Here is a 22,057-nt window from a genome sequence, read left to right as displayed (position 1 = left end):
CATGCACCGATGTGCCGTGCGTTTTACCCTAAGCGGCAATGGACCGCAGCCAGAGGCAAAAGTGCGATTGGGTGATCTGAAGGCGGCCGAGCTTGTGCAACGATTCAGCGTGGTAGCACGTTCCCTTGAGCGTCGGCCCAGCGGTTTAGTCCAGCGTCAGCATCAACACCAAAGGCAGGGTCGCTGCAGCCGTTACTGTCTGCAGCGCAATGATGGCTGCCATCAGCGGTGCGTTGCCGCCCATCTGCCTGGCCATGACGTAGGAGGACGATGCGGTGGGTAGCGCCTGGAACAGCACCGCGACCACCGCCGCCTGGCCACTGAGGCCAAGCAGCCGGCACAACGCCCACGCCAAGGTCGGCATGACCAGGAACTTGAAGCCCGACGCGGCCATTACAGGCCGCACCTGCTGGCCCACGCGCGCGCCGCCCAGCGCCGCGCCCACGCACAACAGCCCGAGTGGCAGCGCGGCCTGGCCCAGCGCCTTGACCGTCGGCTCGATGCCGGCGGGCAGGCCCAGGCCGGTAACCCGCAGTAGCAGCCCGCCAGCGCAGCCGATGATCAGCGGGTTGGCGAAGATCGCACGCAGCACCGTAAGGGGCGAGCTGTGGCGCGCGCTGAAGCGTGCAAACACCAGCACGCAAAGCAAGTTGACCAGGGGCACGATGGCCGCGTTGGCTACCGCCGCCAAGGCAATGCCGGCCGTGCCGTAAATGCCGGCGGCCAGGGTCGCCCCAATATAGTTGTTGAAGCGCACCCCGCCCTGGAAGACTGACGTGAAGTCAGCGCCGTCGTGCTGGCTGATGCCCTGGTAAAGCATCAGCAGCACTGCGCCGGCCACGGTCGAGAGCATCAACACCGCTACCATGCCCAACACCGGCACGCCATCAAGGTTGGCGGTGGCCAGCCCATGTAGAAACAGCGAGGGCAGCAGTACGTAGTAGCTCAGGCGTTCGGCACCCGGCCAGAAACCGTCGGCCAGGAACCCCCTGATGCGCAGAAAGGTGCCCAAGGCGATCAACAGGATGATCGGCAACAGCGTGGTCAGCAGCAAGTGCAGCATGTTCGGTGATCCGTGGCCGGGTACGGCGCATAGCGTACCGGTTGCGCGCAGGCTTTAGAAACGCCGAAAACGCTTTGGTCGCTGCGTCAACGCCGCCCGCGGCCGTAAGCCTGGCTGATGCGGTCGATCACCATGGCCAACGCCACAATGGCCAGCCCCGCTTCCATGCCCTGGCCAACGTTCAGCGTCTGGATGCCCGCCAGCACGTCCTCGCCCAGCCCCCGTGCACCGATCATCGAGGCCACCACCACCATCGACAGGGCCATCATCACCGACTGGTTGAGGCCGGCCATGATGCTCGGCAGTGCCAGCGGCAGTGCGATGCGCCGCAACCGCTGCCAGCGGCTGGCGCCCAGCCCGTGTGCGGCTTGCAACAGCGAAGGGTCGATCTGGGCCAGGCCTAGTTGGGTCAGGCGCACCAGCGGTGGCAGGGCGTAGATCAGGGTGGCGAACACCGCAGGCACTTTGCCCAGGCCGAACAGCATCAGCACGGGAATCAGGTAGACGAACGCCGGCAGTGTCTGCATTACGTCCAGCACTGGCATGATCAGCCGCCGGGCCAGTGGGCGTGCGGCCAGCAGAATACCGAGCGGTACACCGATCAGCACGCACAGGCCGGTGCTCACCAGCACCAGGGCAAGGGTTTGCAGCAGCTTGTCCCACAGCCCGAGCATGCCGATCAGCGCCAGCAACCCCACAAGCACCAGGCTTCGCACACCGCTGCGGGTGGCGTGCCATGCCACCAGGCCCACCAGTAACAGCAGCAGCCACCAGGGCACCAAACGCAGCAGGTTTTCCAACCCGACCAGCACCTGCAGAAGTTGGTCGGACACCGCGCGCAGGTGGTCGCCATAGTTCAGTACCAGCCAGTCCACCAGCCTGTTGATGCCGTCGGCAAATGAGAACTGCAACGCTTGTGGAAAGCCCTCACTCACAGGCTGGCCTCGACCTTGGCCGCGATGTCCGCGGGCAGCCACGCTTTCCACACTGCCGGGTTGTCGCGCATGAACGCCAGTGCAGCTTCCCGTGGGGGTGTGCGTTTCTCGCTCATGCTTGCCAGGGTGCGGTTAAGCAGGTCAATGGGCAAATCGACCTGCTCGAACACCTTCACCAGGTCGGGGTAGTTGTCACGGAACGCCTTGGACACCCCGATCGACAGCTTGGCCGGCAATGAACTGCTGCCCTTGGGCGCCGGGTTGGCGGCATCGGTGAGCGTTGCCCAGGCCTGGGCGTCGAAGGGCGGTTCCTGTAGCCGAATGAGCTTGTACCGGCCCATCAACGGGGTAGGGTTCCAGTAATAGAACAGCACCGGCTGGCCACGCCGGATCGCCGAGCCGATTTCGGCATCCATCGCTGCGCCAGAGCCGCTGCGGAAATTGCTGTACAGGTCGTTCAGGCCGTAGGCCTTGAGCTTCTGGCTGTTGACGGTTTCAGACGTCCAGCCGCTGGGGCTGTTGAGGAAGCGCCCCTTGCCTGGCGCCTCGGGGTCGCGGAACACCTGAGGGTACTGTTTCAGGTCCTCGACACTGCGCAACTGCGGCGCCAGGGGTTTGATATTGCGAGCGGTGTCACCTTCGACCACATAGGCCGGCACCCACCAGCCTTCCTCGGCATGCTTCACGGTGTCGCCCAGTGCGAACACCTGCCCGGCCTGCTCAGCCTTGACCCAGGCCGGGCTGCGGCCAGCCCATTCTTCGGCGATCACTTGCAGGTCGTTGCGCGCCAGGGCCACTTCCATGCTGACGGTGCTGCCGGGCAGGGTGTCGGTGGCATGGCCGTAACCGCGCTCGGCGATCACGCGCAGCAATTCGGTGGTGAATGCGCCGCTTTCCCAGCCAATGGCGCCGAAGTGGATCGGCGCTTGCGGTTGCGCTGCCGCTGCACTGTCTGCACTGGCCAGCCCCAGCCCCAGCGCCAGCAGCGCCCCCAATAGCAGCGTTGGGCCTTTCTTCATGAACACCTCGTCGTCTACGGCACCTTGGGAATGGGGCAAGTGTAGACGACGGGATGAACAGCCCTGGCAGGCTTAGACGCGGAACTGGTCCATCAGCGCCTGCTGCTGGTTGGCCAGGCTGTTGAGCGATTGGCTCACGCGCGCTGATTCGTTGGCCTGGCCAGACAGCGATTCGGTGACGTCGCGAATGGTCGCCACGTTGCTGTTGATTTCCTCGGCCACCGCGCTTTGCTCTTCAGCGGCCGAGGCAATCTGCAGGTTCATGTCGGTAATCACCGTGACCGCCTGGCCAATGCGCTGCAGCGCGGTAACCGCCTGGCCCACCTGCTGCACACCGCTTTGGGCCTGGCGATGGCTATTGTCCATGGCGCCTACCACCTCACGGGTGCCGTCCTGCAGCGCTTCGATCACCTGGCGGGTTTCCTCCACCGACTGCTGGGTGCGCTGGGCCAGGTTGCGCACTTCGTCGGCGACTACGGCAAAGCCACGCCCGGCCTCGCCGGCGCGTGCGGCTTCAATGGCGGCGTTGAGCGCCAGCAGGTTGGTCTGTTCGGCAATGGAGCGGATCACTTCCAGCACTGAGCCAATCTTCTCGCTGTTCTGCGCCAGGCCTTGCACCTCGGCCATGGCGCCGCTCATGTCCGATGCCAGGGCATCGATGCTGTGGGTGGTGCGCTCGATCACCGCCAGGCCCTCGCGGGTGGCCTGGTCGGCCTCGCGTGCAGCCTGTGCGGCCTGCGCAGCGCTGCGCGCTACATCCTGGGCGGTTGCGCTCATCTCGTGGGAGGCGGTGGCCACCTGATCGACCTGGCGATACTGCTGCTCCATCCCGGCGCTGGTTTCAGTGGCGATGGCCGACGACTGGTCGGCGGTGGAACGGGCAGCATGCACCGACTCCTTCACCTCGGCGATGGTCGGCTGCAACTTGTCCAGGAACCGGTTGAACCAGCCGGCCAGCTCCCCCAGTTCATCCTGCTTCTGGTAGGTCAGGCGGCGGGTCAGGTCACCTTCGCCGCTGGCGATGTCCTTGAGCATCGCGGCCACGCCCAGAATCGGCCGGGTCACCCCGCGAGCCATCAGCCACACCAGCAGCAACCCCAGAATCGCGGCGGCAAGGCCCAGGCCGAGTTCCAGCAGGGTGCCGCTGGTATTCAGCGCATCCAGTTCCTGCTTCAGGGCTTCGGCGGGGCCGGTCAGGGCGTTTTCCGGCACATCCAGCAGCACGCCCCAGGGCTTGGCGTCGGGGATGGGGCGGAAGGCCGCCAGCACCTTGAGGCGCTGGCGGTCGTTGAGAATGACCATCTTGCCATCGGCCAGCTTGCGTACCAGTTCGGCGCCCTTGGCGGTATCCACCTGGTCGAAGCGCTGGGCCAGTTTGCTGGCGTCGGCGCTGTAGCCGGCCAGCAAGCCCACAGGGCTGAGGATGCCCACTGTGGTACGGCCTTCGTAGAGGCTGGCACTGGCTTCCTGGCTCAGCGCCTGCAAGCTGTTCAGGTTGATGTCGGCCGAGAGCGTGGCGATGATCTTGCCGTCTACCGTGAGCGGGAACACGATGCTGGTCATCAGCACCTGCTGGCCGTCGATGTCGTAGAAGTAGGGCTCTACCACGCAGACCTTGCCGGTGGTGCGCGGGCACACCCACCAGGTATTGGCGGGCTGGCCGCTGGGGCCGATGTCGGTGTCGGCCATGTCGTGCTCCGGGAGCGCCATGGACGTCAGCTGACCGGCGCGCGGCTGCGACCAGTACAGGGCAAAGCGCCCGGTTTCGTTGCTGCCCAGCTCCGGCTTGCCGGCAAACAGGCTGTCCTTGTTGTCCAGCGCATTGGGCTCGAACACCAGTGACAGCCCGAGCAGTTCAGGGTTTGCCTGCAGCGCGGCGCGTACCTGGCGGGTCATGTCTTCACGCAGGTCGAACGCATCAAGGAAGCGTTTTTCCGCCTGCTCGCGCAGGAACAGCACCTGGCGGGCAAACCCGGCACCGTACTGGTAGGCATCCATGAACTGGCGGCGGATGTTGAGTGCCTGCACTTCACCCTGGGATTCGATGCGCGATTGGGCCGACTCGGTCAGCATCTGCATGCTGCTGGCCTTCACCAGGTCGGAGCTGTGGTCCATGCGGTACAGCGACAGGCCGACGAGCAGGGTGACGATGCCTGCCAGGCACAGGCCGGCAAGCAGGGTGATCTTCCATTGGATGGAAAGTTGTCGCAAAGGCATGGGGCGTGTCCCTTTTCTAAGAGTAAGGGTTATGGCTTCGAAGGGGCGCTTCGCAGCCCCACAGGGCTATCGGCGTCAAGAGCGCTTTCTTTATTCAAACGTTCAATTTAACCGAAGGGCCGCGGGTAAAACGCCGCAACATGGCGTTTTTGACATCTGCGGCTCACTGCTTCAGAGTGCGCGCTTTTTTTCCGTCGTTATGAGGTAAGCCAACATGAATGCAGTGATCGCCGCGGTCGGCATCATGCTGATACTCAGCCTGTCCCGCGTGCACGTGGTCATCGCCCTGATCATCGGTGCCCTGGTGGGCGGGCTGGTCGGTGGCCTGGGCATCGACGGCACCCTCAAGGCCTTCAACGGTGGCCTGGGGGGAGGGGCCACGGTGGCGTTGTCGTATGCCTTGCTCGGCGCCTTTGCCGTGGCCATTGCCAAATCCGGGCTGGCCCACGCACTGGCCGACCGGGCACTGGCCATGATCGACCGGCAGGGGCATGCCAATGGCGGCAAGGTAAAGTGGCTGATGATCGGCCTGATGCTGGTGGTTGCCGTGTGTTCGCAGAACATCCTGCCCATTCATATTGCCTTCATCCCCCTGCTGGTGCCGCCGCTGCTGTATGTGCTTACCCGCCTGCGCATCGACCGCCGGCTGATTGCCTGCGTCATCACCTTTGGCCTTATTACCCCTTACATTTTCCTGCCCGTGGGGTTTGGCAACATCTTCCTCAACCAGATTCTGCTGGCCAACGTGGCCCGCGCCGGCGTGGACATCACTGGCCTCAATGTCACCCATGCCATGGCCATCCCAGCGGCAGGCATGCTGGTAGGCCTGTTGACGGCAGTGTTCATCAGCTACCGCAAGAAACGTGACTACGACCTGGCGCGCATCGAGCAGGTTGAGCAGGTGAGCGTGCAGTACAACCCCATGACGCTGCTGGTCGCCGGGGTGGCGATCGTCGCCGCCTTCATCGTGCAACTGGTGCTGGACTCGATGATCATCGGGGCCATGGCCGGCTTCCTGATTTTCTCGCTGTCGGGCATCGTCAAATGGCGGGATACCGATGACCTGTTCACCGAAGGCATGAAGATGATGGCCATGATTGGTTTCATCATGATTACGGCGTCGGGCTTTGCCGATGTGATGAAGGCCACCGGGGAAGTGAAGAGCCTGGTGGAAGCGGCGGCGCAGTGGATCGATCACAGCAAGGGTATAGGTGCCCTGCTGATGCTGTTGGTTGGCCTGTTGGTCACCATGGGCATTGGCTCGTCGTTTTCCACCGTGCCGATCCTGGCAGCGATCTTCGTGCCGCTGTGTGTGCAGTTGGGGTTCGACCCACTGGCCACGGTGTGTATCGTGGGCACCGCCGGGGCCTTGGGAGATGCTGGCTCGCCGGCCTCCGACTCGACCCTGGGCCCGACCTCGGGGCTGAATGTGGACGGGCAGCACCATCATATCTGGGACACGGTGGTACCGACCTTCATCCACTACAACTTGCCGCTGCTGGCATTCGGCTGGCTGGCGGCAATGACGTTGTAGGGGAGGGCGTCAGCCCTTGCGCGGGGGTGGCGAAATGCGGTTGAGCACGGTGCTGCCATCCTTGCTGCGGGTCAGGTAAACCGGCAATACTTTGGGCAGGTTATTGACCAGTTGCCCGACTTCGCGGGTGTTGTAGACGCCGCTGATGCGGATGTGCCCCGTACCGGCATCGGCAAGGCGCAACGGTTTGTCCAGGTAGCGGTTGATCATGGGCAGCGCCTGCTCCAGGCTGATGCTGTCCAGTACCAGCTTGCCGCTGCGCCAGGCCAGGGTGTTGGCAAAGTCATCAGGCTGCTCCAGTTGCGGCTCGAAGTCGCCCTGGCGGTAATTGGCCTGCATGCCTGGGCCCAGGCGGTAGCCGCCGCTGCCGTCGCTGGACACCAGCACCGAACCTTCCACCAGGGTCACCTTCACCTGATCCTGATACTTCCATACATTGAATTGAGTGCCGGTGACGCGAGTCTGGCCGTTCCCCGCACGTACGATGAACGGGTGGCTGCTGTCGTGTTGCACGCTGAAGAACGCTTCACCACGCTTGAGGGTGACCTGACGCTGGTCCTTGAAGTTGAGGTAGGTCAGTTCGGTGTTGAGGTTGAGCTGCACCGTGCTGCCGTCGCTCAACTGCACGGTCTGCAAGCGATCACCAGCCTCGACGTGCTGGTAATGGTTGGGCAGCCAGCCTTGTTCCCACCCCATCCACCCCGCCAGCGGCAGCACCGCCAGGGCGATAGCCGCTGCGCAGGCCTGGGTTCGCCAGCGGCGTACCCGTGCTGGCCGGCCTGATCGGTTGGGTGATACCGCTACATCGTGCCTGCGGGGTAGCAGGTCGGCGGTTTGCCAGATCTCCAGCATTGCCTGGTATTCCACAGCGTGCCGAGGGTCTGCCGCCAGCCAGTGGGCGAATGCCTCCCGCTCGGCGGCCTGGCAATCATCGGCATGCAGGCGCATGCACCAGTGAGCCGCGGCGTCGGTGATGGCGTCATCAGGGCGTTTATTGGGGAGGTCTTGGTTCATTGCAGCTCCGGGTTTTGCGCATTCTAACCTTGCGCTGGGCTGGACGAGAACCGGAGTAATGGCGAATCAAAATCATTTATTTCGATTTTTCGCCGAATCTGACGATATTTCCCGCGTTTGAGAACCCTTCGCGTGGAAAAAGCCCATCGCATGCAGGGGTATAGGACGCTACCCGAGCGTACCCGCAAAAATGAAATTTACGTAGCTCGCTAATCAAGGCTTTGACATTAACTGCCTAGGCAGTAATATTTTCACATAATTGCCTGAGCGATCACCCATGGCTCATTTTTCACCAGAAAACTTCCAGACCTGTGCCATCGGCATGCTGCTGGGCCGATCGGCCATTCTCAAGGACCGCATCCTCGACTGGCACCTCGAGTCAGAAGGCGTGACGGCTGCACAGTTCAAGGTGCTGATCATCGTGACCCAGTATCAGGTCGATACCCCGGCTGAGTTGTGCCGTTACCTGGGGCTGGACAGCGGGTCGATGACCCGCATGCTCGACCGGCTGGAGCAGAAGGAGCTGCTGATGCGCGCGCGCTGCCCGGACGATCGTCGACAGGTGCGCATCGCCCTGACCGAAGACGGCCAGCGCCTGGCCGACCGCCTGCCGGAAATTGGCGCCGCGGCCATGAACGAGCTGTGCGGCGTGCTGGCGCCCAACGAGCTGAAAACGCTCGAAAGCCTGCTGGCCAAGATTCTGCTGAACGCTGGCGACCCATTGACGGTCCGTCGCTTTGGCGACCGTTGAACCCTGCCACCTCTTTTTCAAGGTACCGTCATGGAAACCTCCACAGACACCCAGAACCCTCCCGAAGCGCCCCAGTCGTCGCGCAAGCGCAAGGTCTGGCTGTTGGGCCTGTTGCTGTTGGTCATACTGGCTGGCCTGGGGACCTGGGCGTGGTACAGCCTGGTTGGCCGCTGGTACGAGAGCACCGATGATGCCTACGTCAACGGCAACGTGGTGGAGATCACACCACTGGTCACAGGCACTGTCACCAGCATCGGGGCCGATGACGGTGACCTGGTGCACGCCGGCCAGGTGTTGCTGCAGTTCGACCCGTCCGACAGCGAGGTCGCGTTGCAGTCTGCTCAGGCCAACCTGGCGCGCACCGTTCGCCAGGTGCGCGGCCTGTACAGCAACGTCGATTCGCTCAAGGCCCAACTGGACACCCGCCAGGCCGAGCTGCGCAAGGCCCAGCAGGATTTCAACCGGCGCAAGGTGCTGGCTGACAGCGGCGCCATCGCCGCTGAAGAACTCTCCCATGCCCGCGACGACCTGAGCGTGGCCCAGGCCGCGGTCAACAGTGCCCGCCAGCAGCTCAGCACCAGCACGGCGCTGGTGGACGACACCGAGGTGGCTTCGCACCCCGAGGTCATGGCCGCCGCCGCCGACCTGCGCAAGGCCTACCTGGACCATGCCCGTACCACACTGGTGGCGCCGGTCACCGGCTATGTGGCCAAGCGCACCGTACAGTTGGGGCAGCGCCTGCAGCCGGGCACTGCCACCATGGCGGTGATACCGCTGGACCAGGTGTGGATCGATGCCAACTTCAAGGAAACCCAGCTGCGCCAGATGCGCATTGGCCAGCCGGTGGAAATCAGCGCCGACCTGTATGGTGGCGCGGTCACCTACACAGGCACTGTGGACAGCTTGGGCGCTGGCACTGGCAGCGCCTTTGCGCTGCTGCCCGCACAAAACGCCACGGGCAACTGGATCAAGATCGTTCAGCGCGTGCCGGTGCGCATTCACATCAACCCCGAACAGCTCAGGGATCACCCCCTGCGCATCGGCCTGTCCACGGTGGCCGAGGTCGATCTGCATGACCAGAGCGGCCCCGCCCTGGCCCAGCAACCGCCGCAGCAGGCCAGCTACACCACGCAAGTTTACGATCGCCAGTTGGGAGAGGCAGACAAGCTGATCGCCCAACTGATCCGTGACAACAGCGCACCTGGCAAGACGGCCCAGCGATGAGCACTAACGCCGCGGCCCAGTTCACCCCGCCCAGCCTGTTGCTGACCACGATCGGGCTGTCGCTGGCAACGTTCATGCAGGTGCTTGACACCACCATCGCCAACGTTGCCTTGCCGACCATTTCCGGCAACCTGGGGGTCAGTTACGAGCAGGGCACCTGGGTCATCACCTCGTTTGCGGTGAGCAATGCGATTGCCCTGCCACTCACCGGCTGGCTGAGCCGCCGGTTCGGCGAGGTGAAGCTGTTTCTGTGGGCGACGCTGCTGTTCGTGCTGGCGTCGTTTCTGTGCGGCATTGCCCAGTCGATGCCTGAGCTGGTGGGCTTCCGGGTGCTGCAGGGGGTAGTGGCGGGGCCGTTGTATCCGATGACCCAGACGTTGCTGATTGCAGTGTACCCACCGGCCAAACGGGGGATGGCACTGGCCCTGCTGGCGATGGTCACGGTGGTGGCGCCCATCGCCGGGCCCATACTGGGTGGCTGGATCACCGACAGTTACAGCTGGCCGTGGATCTTTTTCATCAATATACCCATTGGCCTGTTCGCGGCGGCAGTGGTGCGCCAGCAAATGCGCACTCGGCCGGTGGTGACCAGCCGGCAACCGATGGACTATATCGGCCTGCTGACGTTGATCGTGGGTGTCGGGGCGTTGCAGGTGGTGCTGGACAAAGGTAATGACCTGGACTGGTTCGAGTCATCGTTCATCATCATCGGCAGCCTGATTTCGGTGGTGTTCCTGGCGATTTTTGTCATCTGGGAGCTCACCGACCGGCATCCGGTGGTCAACCTGCGCCTGTTTGTGCACCGCAACTTCCGGGTGGGCACTATCGTGCTGGTGGGGGGGTATGCGGGGTTCTTCGGTATCAACCTGATCCTGCCGCAATGGCTGCAGACGCAGATGGGCTACACCGCGACCTGGGCGGGCCTGGCGGTGGCGCCTATTGGTCTGTTGCCGGTGATCATGTCGCCGTTCGTGGGCAAGTATGCGCACCGTTTTGATTTGCGGGTACTGGCGGGGCTGGCGTTTCTGGCCATCGGTGCCAGCTGTTACATGCGGGCGGGGTTCACCAGCGAGGTGGACTTCCAGCACGTGGCGCTGGTGCAGCTGTTCATGGGGATTGGGGTGGCGTTGTTCTTCATGCCGACGTTGAGCATTTTGTTGTCTGACCTGCCGCCGCACCAGATCGCCGATGGGTCGGGCCTGGCGACGTTCCTGCGCACGCTGGGGGGGAGCTTCGCGGCGTCGTTGACCACCTGGATATGGATCCGCCGGGCGGACCAGCACCATGCTTATCTGAGTGAGCACATCAGCCAGTTCGACCCTGCCACGCGGCATGCGCTCGAGCGGTTAGGAGGGGCGGATTTGCACAGCTATGCCCAGTTGGAGCAAATTCTCAATGGCCAGGCTTACATGATGTCGACGGTGGATTACTTTACGTTGATGACGTGGGTGTTTGCGGGCCTGATTTTGTTGGTATGGTTCGCCAAACCGCCGTTTACGGCGAAAGCGGGCCCGGGGGCTGGTGGGCATTGATGGGCCTGAGGCCTCACAGGAGCCCGCCACCCCAACCCACATCCAATATGCTTGAAGCTTGAAGCTTGAAGCTTGAAGCTTCCCGCTCAACCCTACGGTGATCTCATGGACAACGTCATCGTCATCACCGGTGCCAGCCGCGGCATAGGCGCTGCCACCGCACTGCTTGCCGCTCGGCACGGCTACCGCATTTGCATCAACTACCATGCCGACGACCAGGCCGCCGAAACCATCCTTGGCCAGGTCCTTGCCCTGGGCGCCAAGGCCATTGCCGTGCGCGCCGATGCCAGCGTCGAAGACGAAATCATCCAGCTGTTCAGGCGTGTCGACCATGAACTCGGCCCGGTCACTGCACTGGTCAACAATGCTGGCACCATTGCCCAGCAGAGCCGCGTGGAGGACATGTCGGAATTCCGCCTGCTCAAAATAATGAAAACCAACGTGGTCGGCCCCATGCTCTGTGCCAAGCACGCGGTCCTGCGCATGGCGCACCGCCATGGCGGGCACGGGGGCGCGATCGTCAATGTGTCGTCCATGGCAGCGCGCCTGGGCTCCCCAAACGAATACGTGGATTACGCCACCTCCAAAGGTGCGCTGGACACCTTCACCATTGGCCTGGCCAAGGAACTCGCGGGGGAGGGGGTAAGGGTTAACGGGGTTAGGCCGGGTTATATACACACCGGCTTTCACGCGCTGTCTGGCGACCCCGAGCGGGTCAGCAAACTTGAGCACAGCCTGCCCATGGGCCGCGGCGGGCAGCCTCAGGAGGTTGCAGAGGCAATCCTCTGGCTGCTGTCAGACAAGGCCTCCTACTCGACAGGCACTTTCGTGGACCTCAGTGGCGGCCGCTGATCGGCCCCCGGTCTGCCAACAGCAGCCCGACCTGTTCGCTAAGCGCCGTCAGGGCGAAGGGTTTGCACAATATGGCGCCGCGCTGCGAAGGCGCAAGGCTGACCTGCTCGCTGGTGTAGCCCGTGATGTACAGCACGGCTGCGTCACCGGGCATCGCCATCGCAAGCTGCTTACCGTCTACGCCGCCGGGCAAGCCGATGTCGGTAATCAGCAAGGCTGGCTGCAGCCCACCCTGCAGGGCGGCCAGCGCATCCCGCCCGCTGGAGTAGGTATAGACCGTGTGCCCCTGGTGATCGAGCAATTCCTCGATCACCAGGCGCAACGTGTGCTCGTCCTCCACCAACATGATCAGGTGGTTAGGCGCAGGGCAGTGGGATTGCGCAGGTTCCGGCGTAACCGCCATTGCCAGGGTCGCCTCGTTGTCCTTGGGCAGGTAGATGTCGATGCAGGTGCCTGACCCCACCACACTCTTGATGTTCATCTGGCCGCCGGACTGGCGGATGAAGCCATACACCATCGACAGCCCAAGCCCAGAACCCTGGCCCAGCGGTTTGGTCGTGAAAAACGGCTCCACGGCGCGTTCGAGCACTTCGTTGGGCATCCCGATACCACTGTCGCTGACCCGTATCTGCACGTAATCGCCGGCGGGTAGGTGCAGGCGTTGGGCTTGCAGTGCATCCACCGCCGTATTGGTACTGCGGATGGACAACCGGCCACCCAGCGGCATGGCATCGCGGGCGTTGATGCACAGGTTGAGCAACGCGTTTTCCAACTGTGGCGGGTCGATGGAGATCAACCACTGACCGGGGCAGGTGCTGTCCTCGAAATCGATGTTGGCGTGCAGCGAGCTTTTGATCAGGTCGTGCATGCCAACGACCAGTTGGTGCACGTCCACAGGTTGCGGCATGAGGGTTTGCTGGCGTGCAAAGGTCAGCAGCCGTTGCACAAGGGCCGCGGCGCGCTGGGTGTCCTGCCTGGCCAGGCCGATGAGCCGCGAGGCGTCGGGGTAACGGCCTTCATCCTGACGTTGTGCGGCAATTTCCAGCGCGCCGGTAATACTGCCCAGCAAGTTGTTGAAATCATGGGAAATACCCCCGGTCAACTGGCCGACTGCCTCAAGCTTTTGTGAATGGCGCAGGGTTTCTTCGACCTGGCGCAGGCGCGCCTGCTCGGCAACGCGCTCGGTGATGTCATAGGCAAACAAAAAACCGCCCTGGATGGCGTTGTCGGCGTCACGCAGCGGGTTGTAGCGCACCTCGTAATGGCGCTGGGCATCGGGCTGCCCTATGTCCACCGTGTCGACGAACGATTCGCCGGCGAGAATCCTCGGCCACAACAGTTTCAACCGGCTGATGATGTCAGGCTGATGGGCAAGAAAGCGCGGGATATGTTCACCGACCTTGGGCACCACGCCGCGCCAGCGCATGAAGGTCTCCTGCGCCGTGCGGTTGATGGCCAACAGCCGGAAGGTGCGGTCCGCAGCAAACACGTTGGCGACACTGTGGTCCACCAACTCACCTAGCAATTTGCTGTTGGCCTGCGCCCTGCCGACTTTCTGTGCCAGCTCCTTGTTAAGCGCCTGCAATCGATCAACCGCCATCTGCTCGCCTGGGGTGCCGGTAAAAATCACGATTACGCGTTTGCTGCAGGCAGGCTCCAGGCGATGGACCGACAGGTTGAGCCAGCGGTCCGACACGGCAAGCCGCTCCACGAAGCGGACGGACTGGCCGGACCGGGCCACTTCTGCAAAATGGGGTAGCCAACTGTCCACCTCGTCGGGGATGGTTTCGCGGGCGGTCAGGCCAAGGTGCTTGGGGTGATCGGTGTGGCGCACGCACGCATCGTTGGCCAGCACGTGCCGGTAGTCGTAGTACTGGCCATGTTCATCCTCCAGCAGTTCGAGCACACAGAGGCCTTCGTCCATGTTGCCGGCAAGGGCGTCGAAGCTGGCAGCCTTGAGCCTGAGTTGCTCATTTTCGGCCTCCAGTGTGTGCAACCTTGCTTGCAGCTGCTCCATACAGCCCATGGCGTTATCTGCTGGCATGCTAAGTGTCCGGCCGGTTAAGTCAGACAACTATAGCTGGCCGCCACCCCACCATGGGCTGCCTGTATCAAAACGAGGCGATGATACGGCCAAGGGTCGCCATGGCCTGCTCGGCATCGTCGCCCCAGGGGCTGCCGTAGTTCAGGCGGATGCAGTTGCCGAAGCGCCGTGTGGGCGAGAATATCGGCCCTGGCGCAATGCTGATGCCTTGGGCCAGGGCCATGTGGAACAGCTTCAGTGCGTCTATCTGCTCAGGCAGTTCCAGCCACAGGAAATACCCCCCTGCCGGTTGGCTGACCCGCGTCTGGGCCGGGAAGTAGCGCCCGATGGCTGCCAGCATGCTGGCTTGCTGGCCCTCCAGTGCGTAGCGCAGCTTGCGCAGGTGGCGGTCGTAGCCGCCATGCTGCAGGTAATCGGCAATCGCCGCCTGGGCGGGCATCGAGGCGCACAGCGAGGTCATCAGTTTCAGCCGCTCGATCTTCTGCGCGAAGCGGCCGGCTGCCACCCAGCCGATGCGGTAGCCCGGGGCCAGGCTTTTGGCGAACGACCCGCAGTGCATGACCAGGCCCTGAGTGTCGAAGGCCTTGGCCGGCTTAGGTGCCTGCTGTGCGTAGTAGAGTTCTGCGTAGACATCGTCCTCGATCAGCGGCACCTGGTGGCGGGTAATCAGTTCCACCAACGCCTGCTTCTTGGCCTCCGGCATGCTGGCACCTACCGGGTTCTGGAAGGTGGTCATGCACCACACCGCCTTGACCGGGTGTTTTTCCAAGGTCTGGGCCAGGGTCCCGAGGTCCATGCCCTCACGCGGGTGCACCGGGATTTCCACCGCTTTGAGCTTTAGCCGCTCCAGCACCTGCAGGCAGGCGTAGAAGGCGGGGGCTTCGATGGCGACCAGGTCACCCGGCTGGGTGACTGCCTGCAGGCACAAATTCAGGGCTTCCAGGGCGCCATTGGTGATCAGCAGCTCTTCCATGGGCAGCATCAGGCCGCCGACCATGTAGCGCAGGGCGATCTGCCGGCGCAATTGCGGGTTGCCCGGTGACAGGTCGGTCACCACCATACGCGGGTCCATGCTGCGGCTGGCGCTGGCCAGTGAGCGTGACAGACGTTGCAGCGGGAACAGTTCGGGGCTTGGGAACGCCGACCCGAACGGCACGGTGTGCGGGTCCTTGATCGAATCGAGGATCGAGAACACCAGCGCACTGACGTCCACGTCGGTGGACTCGCTGGCCGGTTGCAACGCCTGCGGCTCGTTGAACTGCCGTGGGGCGTGGGCGTTGACGAAGTAGCCAGAGCGCGGCCGGGCACGAATCAGCCCGCGGCGCTCCAGCAGGTAATACGCCTGGAACACCGTGGAAGGGCTTACCCCGTGGGTCTGGCTGGCATAGCGTACCGAAGGGACGCGCTGACCGGGGCCCAATACCCCGGAGCGGATCAGTTCGGCAATGTCGTCGGCGAAGCGTTCGTAACGTTTCATTCTGGCCTTCTGTCGAAGCCTGGCAGGCAAGGTGATATCAGTTTAAGGGATCAACGGTTCATAGGGGCGACGAAGCGGCTGTGGGCCACGCTGTTGATGGCGGGGTCGTCCTGGTCGCTGATTTCGAACGCCAGCGGCTGTGAGCTGCTGACGGGGCGGTCGGCGAGCATCGCCACCGACACCGGCAGCTCGCTCATGTCCCCCGCAGCGACCGTGAACAGGGTTTTGCCCTGCAGGCTGAAACCATCGGCGTCCAGCAGCCGCAAGCGGTAGTGCCCGGTGCGTTCGGTCTTGTTGATGATCTTCAACAGGTAGATGTTCTCGATCTGGCCCAGGGCGTTTTCGCGGAACAGGCCACGGTCCTTGATCACATCCAGCGACACCATCGGCCGCAGATACAAGGCCATCCCCAGCGCACCGAACATGACCAGCAGTGCCAGCGCATAACCGGCCAGGCGTGGGCGCAGCCAATGGGTGGTGCCGCCTTGCAGGCTGTGTTCGGACTTGTAGCCGATCAGCCCGCGCTCATAGCCCATCTTGTCCATGACACCGTCGCAGGCGTCAATGCACGCGGCGCAGCCGATGCAGGCCATTTGCAGGCCGTCACGGATATCGATGCCGGTGGGGCACACCTGCACGCACAGGGTGCAATCGATGCAATCACCCAGGCCCTGGGCGTGGGCGTTGCTGCCTTTCTTGCGCGGGCCACGGCGTTCCCCACGGCGCGGGTCGTAGGCCACCGCCAGCGTGTCCTTGTCGAACATCACGCTCTGGAACCGCGCGTACGGGCACATGTGCAGGCACACCGCCTCGCGCAGCAGGCCGGCATTGATGTAGGTGGCCGCGGTGAAGAACAGCACCCAGAACAGCGCCACGCCGCCCAGTTGCAGGGTCAGCAGCTCTGCCGCCAGTGGGCGTATCGGGGTGAAGTAGCCAACGAACGTCAGGCCGGTGACCAGGCCGATCGCAAGCCACAGGCTGTGCTTGGCCAACCGGCGTACCAGCTTGTTGGCGCTCCACGGCGCTGCAGCCAGTTTGATGCGCTGGTTACGGTCGCCCTCGGTGACCTTTTCGCACCACATGAACAGCCAGGTCCACGTGCTTTGCGGGCAACTGTAGCCGCACCACACGCGCCCTGCGTAAACCGTAATGGCAAACAGCCCGAACGCGCAGATGATCAACAACGCGGACAGCAGGATGAAGTCCTGGGGCCAGAACGTGGCACCGAAGATGTGGAACTTGCTGTTGCCCAGGTCCCACAGCACAGCCTGGCGCCCGTTCCACTGGAGCCAGGCTGTACCGAAGAACAGCAGAAACAGCGCCCCGGCAAAGCCGATGCGCAGGTTTCGGAAAACGCCGCTGAAGCTGCGGGTATGGATACCGGCCACAACGGGCCTTGGTTGTACCTTGGCTGGAACTACCGCGATCTCTGCATAAGGGATTCTATCGTTCATGGCTCCGTGCTCATCAGGCCTCGATCAGGCATGAGCACTATGGCCCTGAGGCTGTTATCGGCACAGGCTCAGATTTTTAGATAAAAACCATATCAGATACCCGGGCATGAGCTGCAGGCCTCAGATTATCGAGCCTGGAGCGGTGGTCTTCAGATGCCTGCGGCTATCGACCGCACCTGCAACGGTGAGGGCGTCGGCCTCCGCCTCGGTGATCGGCACCCGGTGATCTGCCAGCGCCGCAACGGACATGCGCAGGCGCTCGTCGGTGATGATTTCAATGTCAGGGCCTTGGGCCTCCAGCCGCACGCCGTCCGAGATGAGCAGGCAGCGCTGAGTTTCGGGGTTGGTTTCAACAGGCATGGGATGTCCTCCTTGGTAGGTGATCGGTGGACCTCCAGCGCAGGCGGGTTACTGCAACTACCCGCCGGCCGGCACTTTGTGCCCCGCTTCACGGTCCACACTGCACTGGCTGGCTCGCGCAGAGGCGGCCGCCGTTCAACAACACACTATCAGTGAGGGAACACGCGACGTGGAGATTATCTGGCAGGCAATCATGATCGAATTTGCCGATGTCACCGACGCGCGTGAGGTAACACGCATCTTGGTGCGCCTGTTGATGGCAGCGCTGTTGGGCGCCGTGCTGGGGTTCGAGCGTGAGCACAGGGGCAAGTCGGCGGGTGTGCGTACGCACATGCTGGTTTCTCTGGGCGCTGCGTTGTTCGTCCTGGCACCGAGCATGGCGGGCGCTGACGAGCAGGCTATGAGCCGGGTCATCCAGGGGATAGTCGCGGGCATTGGTTTTCTGGGCGCGGGTACCATCCTGAAGGGCAACGGCCGTGACACCAGCCACGTCAAGGGCCTGACCACGGCTGCGGGTCTGTGGATGACAGCGGCCATTGGCACGGCTGCCGGCATGGGGCGGGAGGCCACAGCGCTGATCAGCACGGTGCTGGCATTACTGGTACTGGGGTCGATGCCGGTGCTGGTAGAAAAAGCCGAGGGGCAGGATGAGGAGAAACGCGAGGAGGAGGAGGGCAGGAAGCACTGAGGGGAGCCGAAGCTCCCCTCAAAGCGTTGTTGCCTGCTCTTTGTTTCTTATTATTGGGACCGGCCTGTTGTTGTTTTTGTCAGCCTGCCCTGGTGGAGCGGGTGGCCCCCATCCGGGGCCAAGAGCAAACGTATTTTTTTGAGCGCTGACCTGCTTTCATCACTGCTGATACGAACCTGGCTGCGGCTACCTGAAGGTAGTTTTATTGTTCTGTGCCAGGCCGCGGGGCGTGCCCCGAAAAGCCTATCGACTCCAAAAAGATCTGCTTGCTACGCCTCTGCCGTGTTGTTCTTGTTATGTCAGAGCCGTTACCTGTTGTTCTTATTGATCGCTGCTTTGTTGTTCTTGTTGTACGGAAGATATAGCAGGGTGCGTGCCAACTTTTAAAAAGCCTTATAAATCAGTTAGTTGAAAAATTTAGGTCTGAGCTTGCAGCACTAAATGCTGTCCAGATGTTTCCCTGATACCCGCTTTTTCACTTCACCTGCACAGGCCGGTAACACTCGACGCACACCTGCGTGACACCTTGATGAATCACTGCGCACGGCGGGCGCTTGCCACCCGCGAGCCATTCTGCCGGCCAAGGATGGCACTGATGCGCTCACCCGCTGCAACCAGGCGGCCCAGATCGATGCCGGTGTCGATACCCAACCCCTGCAGCAGGTAGACCACATCTTCTGTGGCCACATTGCCGGTCGCGCCCTTGGCATAGGGGCAGCCACCCAAGCCCGCTACCGAGCTGTCGAATACGCTGATACCTTCCAGCAGGCTGGCATAGACATTGGCCAGGGCCTGGCCATAGGTGTCGTGGAAATGCCCGGCCAGCTGCTCGCGGGGCACTTGCGCCGACACCACCTCGAACAGCCGCCGGGTATCGCCTGCGGTGCCGGTGCCAATGGTGTCGCCCAGCGAAACCTCGTAACAGCCCATGTCGTACAACGCTTTGGCAACGGGCGCTACCTGCTCGGCCAGGACCTTCCCCTCATAGGGGCAGCCAAGCACACATGAAACATAACCACGCACCCTGATGCCCTGGGCCCGGGCAGCCTCCATGATCGGCTCGAAGCGTTTCAGGCTGTCACTGATGGAGCAGTTGATGTTGCGCTGCGAAAATGCTTCGGACGCGGCAGCGAACACCGCCACCTCCCTGACACCCGCAGCAACCGCATCTTCGAACCCGCGCAGGTTAGGTGCCAGGGCCGCATAGGTGACACCCGCGCGTTGGCCGATGGCGGCAAACACCTCGGCCGAGCCTGCCATCTGGGGTACCCATTTTGGCGACACGAAGCTGCCCACTTCGATGTAGCTCAGGCCCGCAGCGGTGAGGTCGTCCACCAGCCTGACCTTGTCTGCGACGCTAATGTGCTGCGCTTCGTTCTGCAGCCCGTCACGGGGGCCTACTTCAACCAGTCGGGCGTATTGGGGCAATGGCATGTCGGGGTTCCTGTGCGTCAATGGCTGGCGTTGTTGTCGAGCGTGGTGGCCAGCGCTTGCTCGCAGCGCTCCTGGGCGGTGTCCAGCTCAAGCTGCATCTGATGGATATCGAGCATCTGCTGCTCCAGCTGCGCGCGGCGTTCGGCGATTTTGGCCAGCATGCTGGTGAGCTGCTTGAGGTTACCGCCCGAGGGGTCGTACAGCTCGATCAGTTCACGGCATTCGGCGAGGGAAAACCCGATGCGCTTGCCGCGCAGGATGAGCTTGAGGCTGACCTTGTCACGTGCCGAATAGATGCGTTCAAGGCCCCGTCGCTCCGGGCGCAGCAGGCCCTGTTCCTCATAAAAGCGGATGGCGCGGGTGGTGATATCCAGCTCGCGGGACAGGTCGGAGATGCTGTAGGTCTGGGTACTCATGCGGTGACTCTGGGTGGGGTACGGGGTCATCCTGAAGGCAGGTTGACGTTTACGTCAAGTGCAAGCGAAGGGTCTGTGGTTGGCAGGGTTGTGATAGCGGCGGTTTTGTTCGAACTGCGTTAGGACTGTATCCTCTGCGCTTTTGCCACAGGGGGCCTGGCTGGCTTGAGGCCCCGCGCAGGAGGCGACTACATGAAACCTGGAACCCCGTTGATCGGCACGCTGTGTCTGCTCCTGGCGTCTGCATCAACGTACGCCGATCAGGTGCTGCCTGCACCACCGGAGCTCAGCTCCGGCTACCGCAGCGGCCTGCAACCGGTCACTGCGAGCAAGCACATGGCGGCGGCTGCCAACCCGCTTGCCAGCGAGGCAGGGCGGGCAATACTGCGTGCAGGTGGCAGCGCCATCGATGCTGCAATTGCCATGCAAATGGTGCTGACCCTGGTCGAGCCTCAATCCAGTGGCATTGGCGGTGGCGCGTTCATCCTGTACTGGGATGGCCAACAGGTGCAGGCATTCGACGGGCGCGAAACAGCGCCGGCAGCGGTGAGCGAGACGCTGTTCCTCGGCCCTGATGGCACGCCCATGCCGTTCCGCGAGGCGCAGATCGGTGGCCGTGCCGTCGGCGTGCCGGGTGTGCTCCGGGCCTTGGAACTGGCCCATGCCCAGCATGGCAAGCTGCCTTGGCGCGCGCTGTTCGCGCCAGCGATTACCTTGGCCCGCGACGGTTTCCCGGTATCTGAACGGCTGCACACGCTGTTGGCCGGCGACCCCTATGTTGCCCGCTCACCGGCCATGGCCCGCTACTTCCTTGATGAGCATGGGCGGCCGCTGGCGGTCGGGACCCTGCTGCGCAACCCTGAGCTGGCGCACACCCTGGGGCAGATCGCCGAGCAAGGGGCCGGGGCGTTCTACCAGGGCGACATTGCCCAGGCCATCGTCACAACCGTGCAGGCCCACACCAATGCGGGCTACCTGACACTGCAAGACCTGCAGCACTACCAGGCCAAGCAGCGCGAGCCGGTGTGTGGCCCCTACAAGGCGTGGCGTATCTGCGGCATGCCGCCGCCGTCTTCAGGTGGGGTAGCGGTGCTGCAGACCTTGGGCATCCTCGACGCGCTGCAAAAAACATCGTCAGCCAATGACCTGGCCCGCCTGCCACCGCAGCCTGTGCCGTCCGCTGCCCGGTTGGAGGCAACGCCCCGTGCGGTGCACCTGATCGCCGAAGCTGAGCGCCTGGCCTATGCCGATCGCGCGCAATACCTGGCCGATAGCGATTACGTACCGGTACCGGTGAAGGCCATGACCGACCCTGCCTACCTGAGCCGCCGTGCGGCGCTGGTGGGGGAGTACAGCATGAAGCGGGCCCGCCCGGGGCAGCCTCAGGGCGCCAGCCTGGCACTGGCGCCTGACCGTTCACCGCTGCGCATCTCCACCTCGCACGTCAGCGCTGTCGATGACCGTGGTCAGGCCCTGGCCATGACGACGTCGGTTGAGGCGGCGTTCGGTTCACACCTGATGGTCAAAGGGTTCTTGCTGAACAATCACCTTACCGACTTTTCATTCATCGCCCAGGAGCAGGGCAGGCCAGTGGCCAACCGTGTGCAACCCGGCAAGCGGCCATTGTCAGCCATGGCGCCGACGCTGGTGTTCGCGCGCGGCAGCGGCGAATGGGTGGCAAGCCTTGGCTCACCTGGCGGTTCGCAGATCATCGGCTACGTGAGCAAGGCCTTGATCGGCCTGCTGGACTGGAAGCTGAACCCGCAACAGGCTGCCGGCCTGCCCAACTTCGGCAGCCGTAATGCGGGCACTGAAGTGGAGGCCGGCCTGACCAGCCCGGCGCTGATACGGCAACTGGCGGCCTGGGGGCATGACGTGACGCCCATGGCGATGACCAGCGGGCTGCAGATCATCCAGCGCAGCGCAGCAGGCTGGGTGGGCGGTGCGGACCCGCGACGCGAAGGGGTTGCGGTCGGTGACTGAGTGCTTTGCAGGCTTTGGGCGAGCGTGCTAGAACGCAGCCTCTGCATTTGGGAAATGAAT

18 protein-coding genes and 1 pseudogene are annotated in these 22,057 nt (G+C 63.2%); 7 read left to right on the top strand and 12 right to left on the bottom strand.

The window, feature by feature from the left end:
• Positions 1–145 precede the first annotated feature (145 nt).
• From IAE36_RS00850 to IAE36_RS23960, 5 genes and pseudogenes are all read right to left on the bottom strand, one after another.
• The gene (locus IAE36_RS00850) at positions 146–1,063 is read right to left on the bottom strand and encodes an AEC family transporter (RefSeq protein ID WP_201209714.1); all 918 of its coding nucleotides are present in this window, start codon (positions 1,061–1,063) and stop codon (positions 146–148) included.
• A gap of 86 nt (positions 1,064–1,149) precedes the next feature.
• Positions 1,150–1,998 (bottom strand): ABC transporter permease, encoded by an 849-nt coding sequence (locus IAE36_RS00845; RefSeq protein WP_201209712.1) that lies wholly within the window; start codon positions 1,996–1,998, stop codon positions 1,150–1,152.
• Positions 1,995–3,017 carry an ABC transporter substrate-binding protein gene (locus IAE36_RS00840; protein WP_201209710.1) on the bottom strand — a complete coding sequence of 341 codons (1,023 nt, stop codon included), beginning with the start codon at positions 3,015–3,017 and terminating at the stop codon, positions 1,995–1,997. The genes IAE36_RS00845 and IAE36_RS00840 overlap by 4 nt, the downstream gene beginning before the upstream one ends.
• A gap of 72 nt (positions 3,018–3,089) precedes the next feature.
• On the bottom strand, positions 3,090–3,845 hold the full coding sequence (locus tag IAE36_RS23965; protein WP_371262495.1) for a methyl-accepting chemotaxis protein: 756 nt from the start codon (positions 3,843–3,845) through the stop codon (positions 3,090–3,092).
• A 102-nt stretch (positions 3,846–3,947) separates the two neighbouring features.
• A pseudogene (locus IAE36_RS23960) lies at positions 3,948–4,913 on the bottom strand (PDC sensor domain-containing protein); the annotation flags it as partial.
• Positions 4,914–5,448: 535 nt separating this feature from the next.
• Between IAE36_RS23960 and IAE36_RS00830 the strand changes: the two are divergent.
• Positions 5,449–6,768, top strand: coding sequence for a Na+/H+ antiporter family protein (locus IAE36_RS00830; protein WP_201209706.1), 1,320 nt, complete (start codon positions 5,449–5,451; stop codon positions 6,766–6,768).
• 9 nt (positions 6,769–6,777) lie between these two features.
• On the opposite strand, the gene IAE36_RS00825 is transcribed toward IAE36_RS00830, so the two are convergent.
• Complete coding sequence (locus IAE36_RS00825) at positions 6,778–7,782, bottom strand: FecR family protein (protein ID WP_201209704.1); 1,005 nt, start codon at positions 7,780–7,782, stop codon at positions 6,778–6,780.
• 277 nt (positions 7,783–8,059) lie between these two features.
• On the opposite strand from IAE36_RS00825, the gene IAE36_RS00820 reads away from it, so the two are divergent.
• The 4 genes from IAE36_RS00820 to IAE36_RS00805 all read left to right on the top strand — a co-directional run bounded on the left by IAE36_RS00820 (position 8,060) and on the right by IAE36_RS00805 (position 12,141).
• Positions 8,060–8,533, top strand: a complete 474-nt coding sequence (locus IAE36_RS00820) for a MarR family winged helix-turn-helix transcriptional regulator (RefSeq protein ID WP_201209702.1) — start codon at positions 8,060–8,062, stop codon at positions 8,531–8,533.
• A gap of 30 nt (positions 8,534–8,563) precedes the next feature.
• Positions 8,564–9,757 carry an HlyD family secretion protein gene (locus IAE36_RS00815; protein WP_201161617.1) on the top strand — a complete coding sequence of 398 codons (1,194 nt, stop codon included), beginning with the start codon at positions 8,564–8,566 and terminating at the stop codon, positions 9,755–9,757.
• Positions 9,754–11,289, top strand: a complete 1,536-nt coding sequence (locus tag IAE36_RS00810) for a DHA2 family efflux MFS transporter permease subunit (RefSeq protein WP_201209700.1) — start codon at positions 9,754–9,756, stop codon at positions 11,287–11,289. The genes IAE36_RS00815 and IAE36_RS00810 overlap by 4 nt, the downstream gene beginning before the upstream one ends.
• A gap of 105 nt (positions 11,290–11,394) precedes the next feature.
• Complete coding sequence (locus tag IAE36_RS00805; protein ID WP_201209698.1) at positions 11,395–12,141, top strand: SDR family oxidoreductase; 747 nt, start codon at positions 11,395–11,397, stop codon at positions 12,139–12,141.
• On the opposite strand, the gene IAE36_RS00800 is transcribed toward IAE36_RS00805, so the two are convergent.
• The 4 genes from IAE36_RS00800 to IAE36_RS00785 form a co-directional block, all read right to left on the bottom strand.
• Positions 12,125–13,741 carry an ATP-binding protein gene (locus IAE36_RS00800; RefSeq protein WP_442967435.1) on the bottom strand — a complete coding sequence of 539 codons (1,617 nt, stop codon included), beginning with the start codon at positions 13,739–13,741 and terminating at the stop codon, positions 12,125–12,127. The two genes, IAE36_RS00805 and IAE36_RS00800, sit on opposite strands and share 17 nt — an antisense overlap.
• Positions 13,742–14,252: 511 nt before the next feature.
• On the bottom strand, positions 14,253–15,662 hold the full coding sequence (gene mapR / locus IAE36_RS00795) for a GntR family transcriptional regulator MpaR (RefSeq protein WP_201209694.1): 1,410 nt from the start codon (positions 15,660–15,662) through the stop codon (positions 14,253–14,255).
• Positions 15,663–15,712: 50 nt separating this feature from the next.
• Positions 15,713–17,116 carry a cytochrome c oxidase accessory protein CcoG gene (gene ccoG, locus IAE36_RS00790; RefSeq protein WP_201209692.1) on the bottom strand — a complete coding sequence of 468 codons (1,404 nt, stop codon included), beginning with the start codon at positions 17,114–17,116 and terminating at the stop codon, positions 15,713–15,715.
• A gap of 120 nt (positions 17,117–17,236) precedes the next feature.
• Positions 17,237–17,476, bottom strand: a complete 240-nt coding sequence (locus IAE36_RS00785) for a DUF3203 family protein (protein ID WP_201209691.1) — start codon at positions 17,474–17,476, stop codon at positions 17,237–17,239.
• A 169-nt stretch (positions 17,477–17,645) separates the two neighbouring features.
• On the opposite strand from IAE36_RS00785, the gene IAE36_RS00780 reads away from it, so the two are divergent.
• Positions 17,646–18,164, top strand: a complete 519-nt coding sequence (locus IAE36_RS00780; RefSeq protein ID WP_028633854.1) for an MgtC/SapB family protein — start codon at positions 17,646–17,648, stop codon at positions 18,162–18,164.
• A gap of 534 nt (positions 18,165–18,698) precedes the next feature.
• Here the strand turns inward: IAE36_RS00780 and IAE36_RS00775 are convergent.
• Both IAE36_RS00775 and IAE36_RS00770 read right to left on the bottom strand, forming a co-directional pair.
• Positions 18,699–19,598: a hydroxymethylglutaryl-CoA lyase gene (locus IAE36_RS00775; RefSeq protein ID WP_201209690.1), complete on the bottom strand. Its 900-nt coding sequence runs from the start codon at positions 19,596–19,598 to the stop codon at positions 18,699–18,701.
• 17 nt (positions 19,599–19,615) lie between these two features.
• Entirely contained in the window at positions 19,616–20,014 is a 399-nt protein-coding gene (locus tag IAE36_RS00770; protein ID WP_060481093.1) for a MerR family transcriptional regulator, read from the bottom strand.
• Positions 20,015–20,206: 192 nt separating this feature from the next.
• On the opposite strand from IAE36_RS00770, the gene ggt reads away from it, so the two are divergent.
• Complete coding sequence (gene ggt / locus IAE36_RS00765; protein WP_201209689.1) at positions 20,207–21,997, top strand: gamma-glutamyltransferase; 1,791 nt, start codon at positions 20,207–20,209, stop codon at positions 21,995–21,997.
• Positions 21,998–22,057 lie beyond the last annotated feature (60 nt).

Origin of the sequence: Pseudomonas sp. S36 (assembly GCF_016647875.1) — a bacterium.
GTDB classification, from domain to species: Bacteria; Pseudomonadota; Gammaproteobacteria; order Pseudomonadales; family Pseudomonadaceae; genus Aquipseudomonas; species Aquipseudomonas parafulva.
The sequence above is the reverse complement of the archived record's forward strand: the minus strand, read 5'-3'. Positions and strand labels throughout refer to the sequence as shown.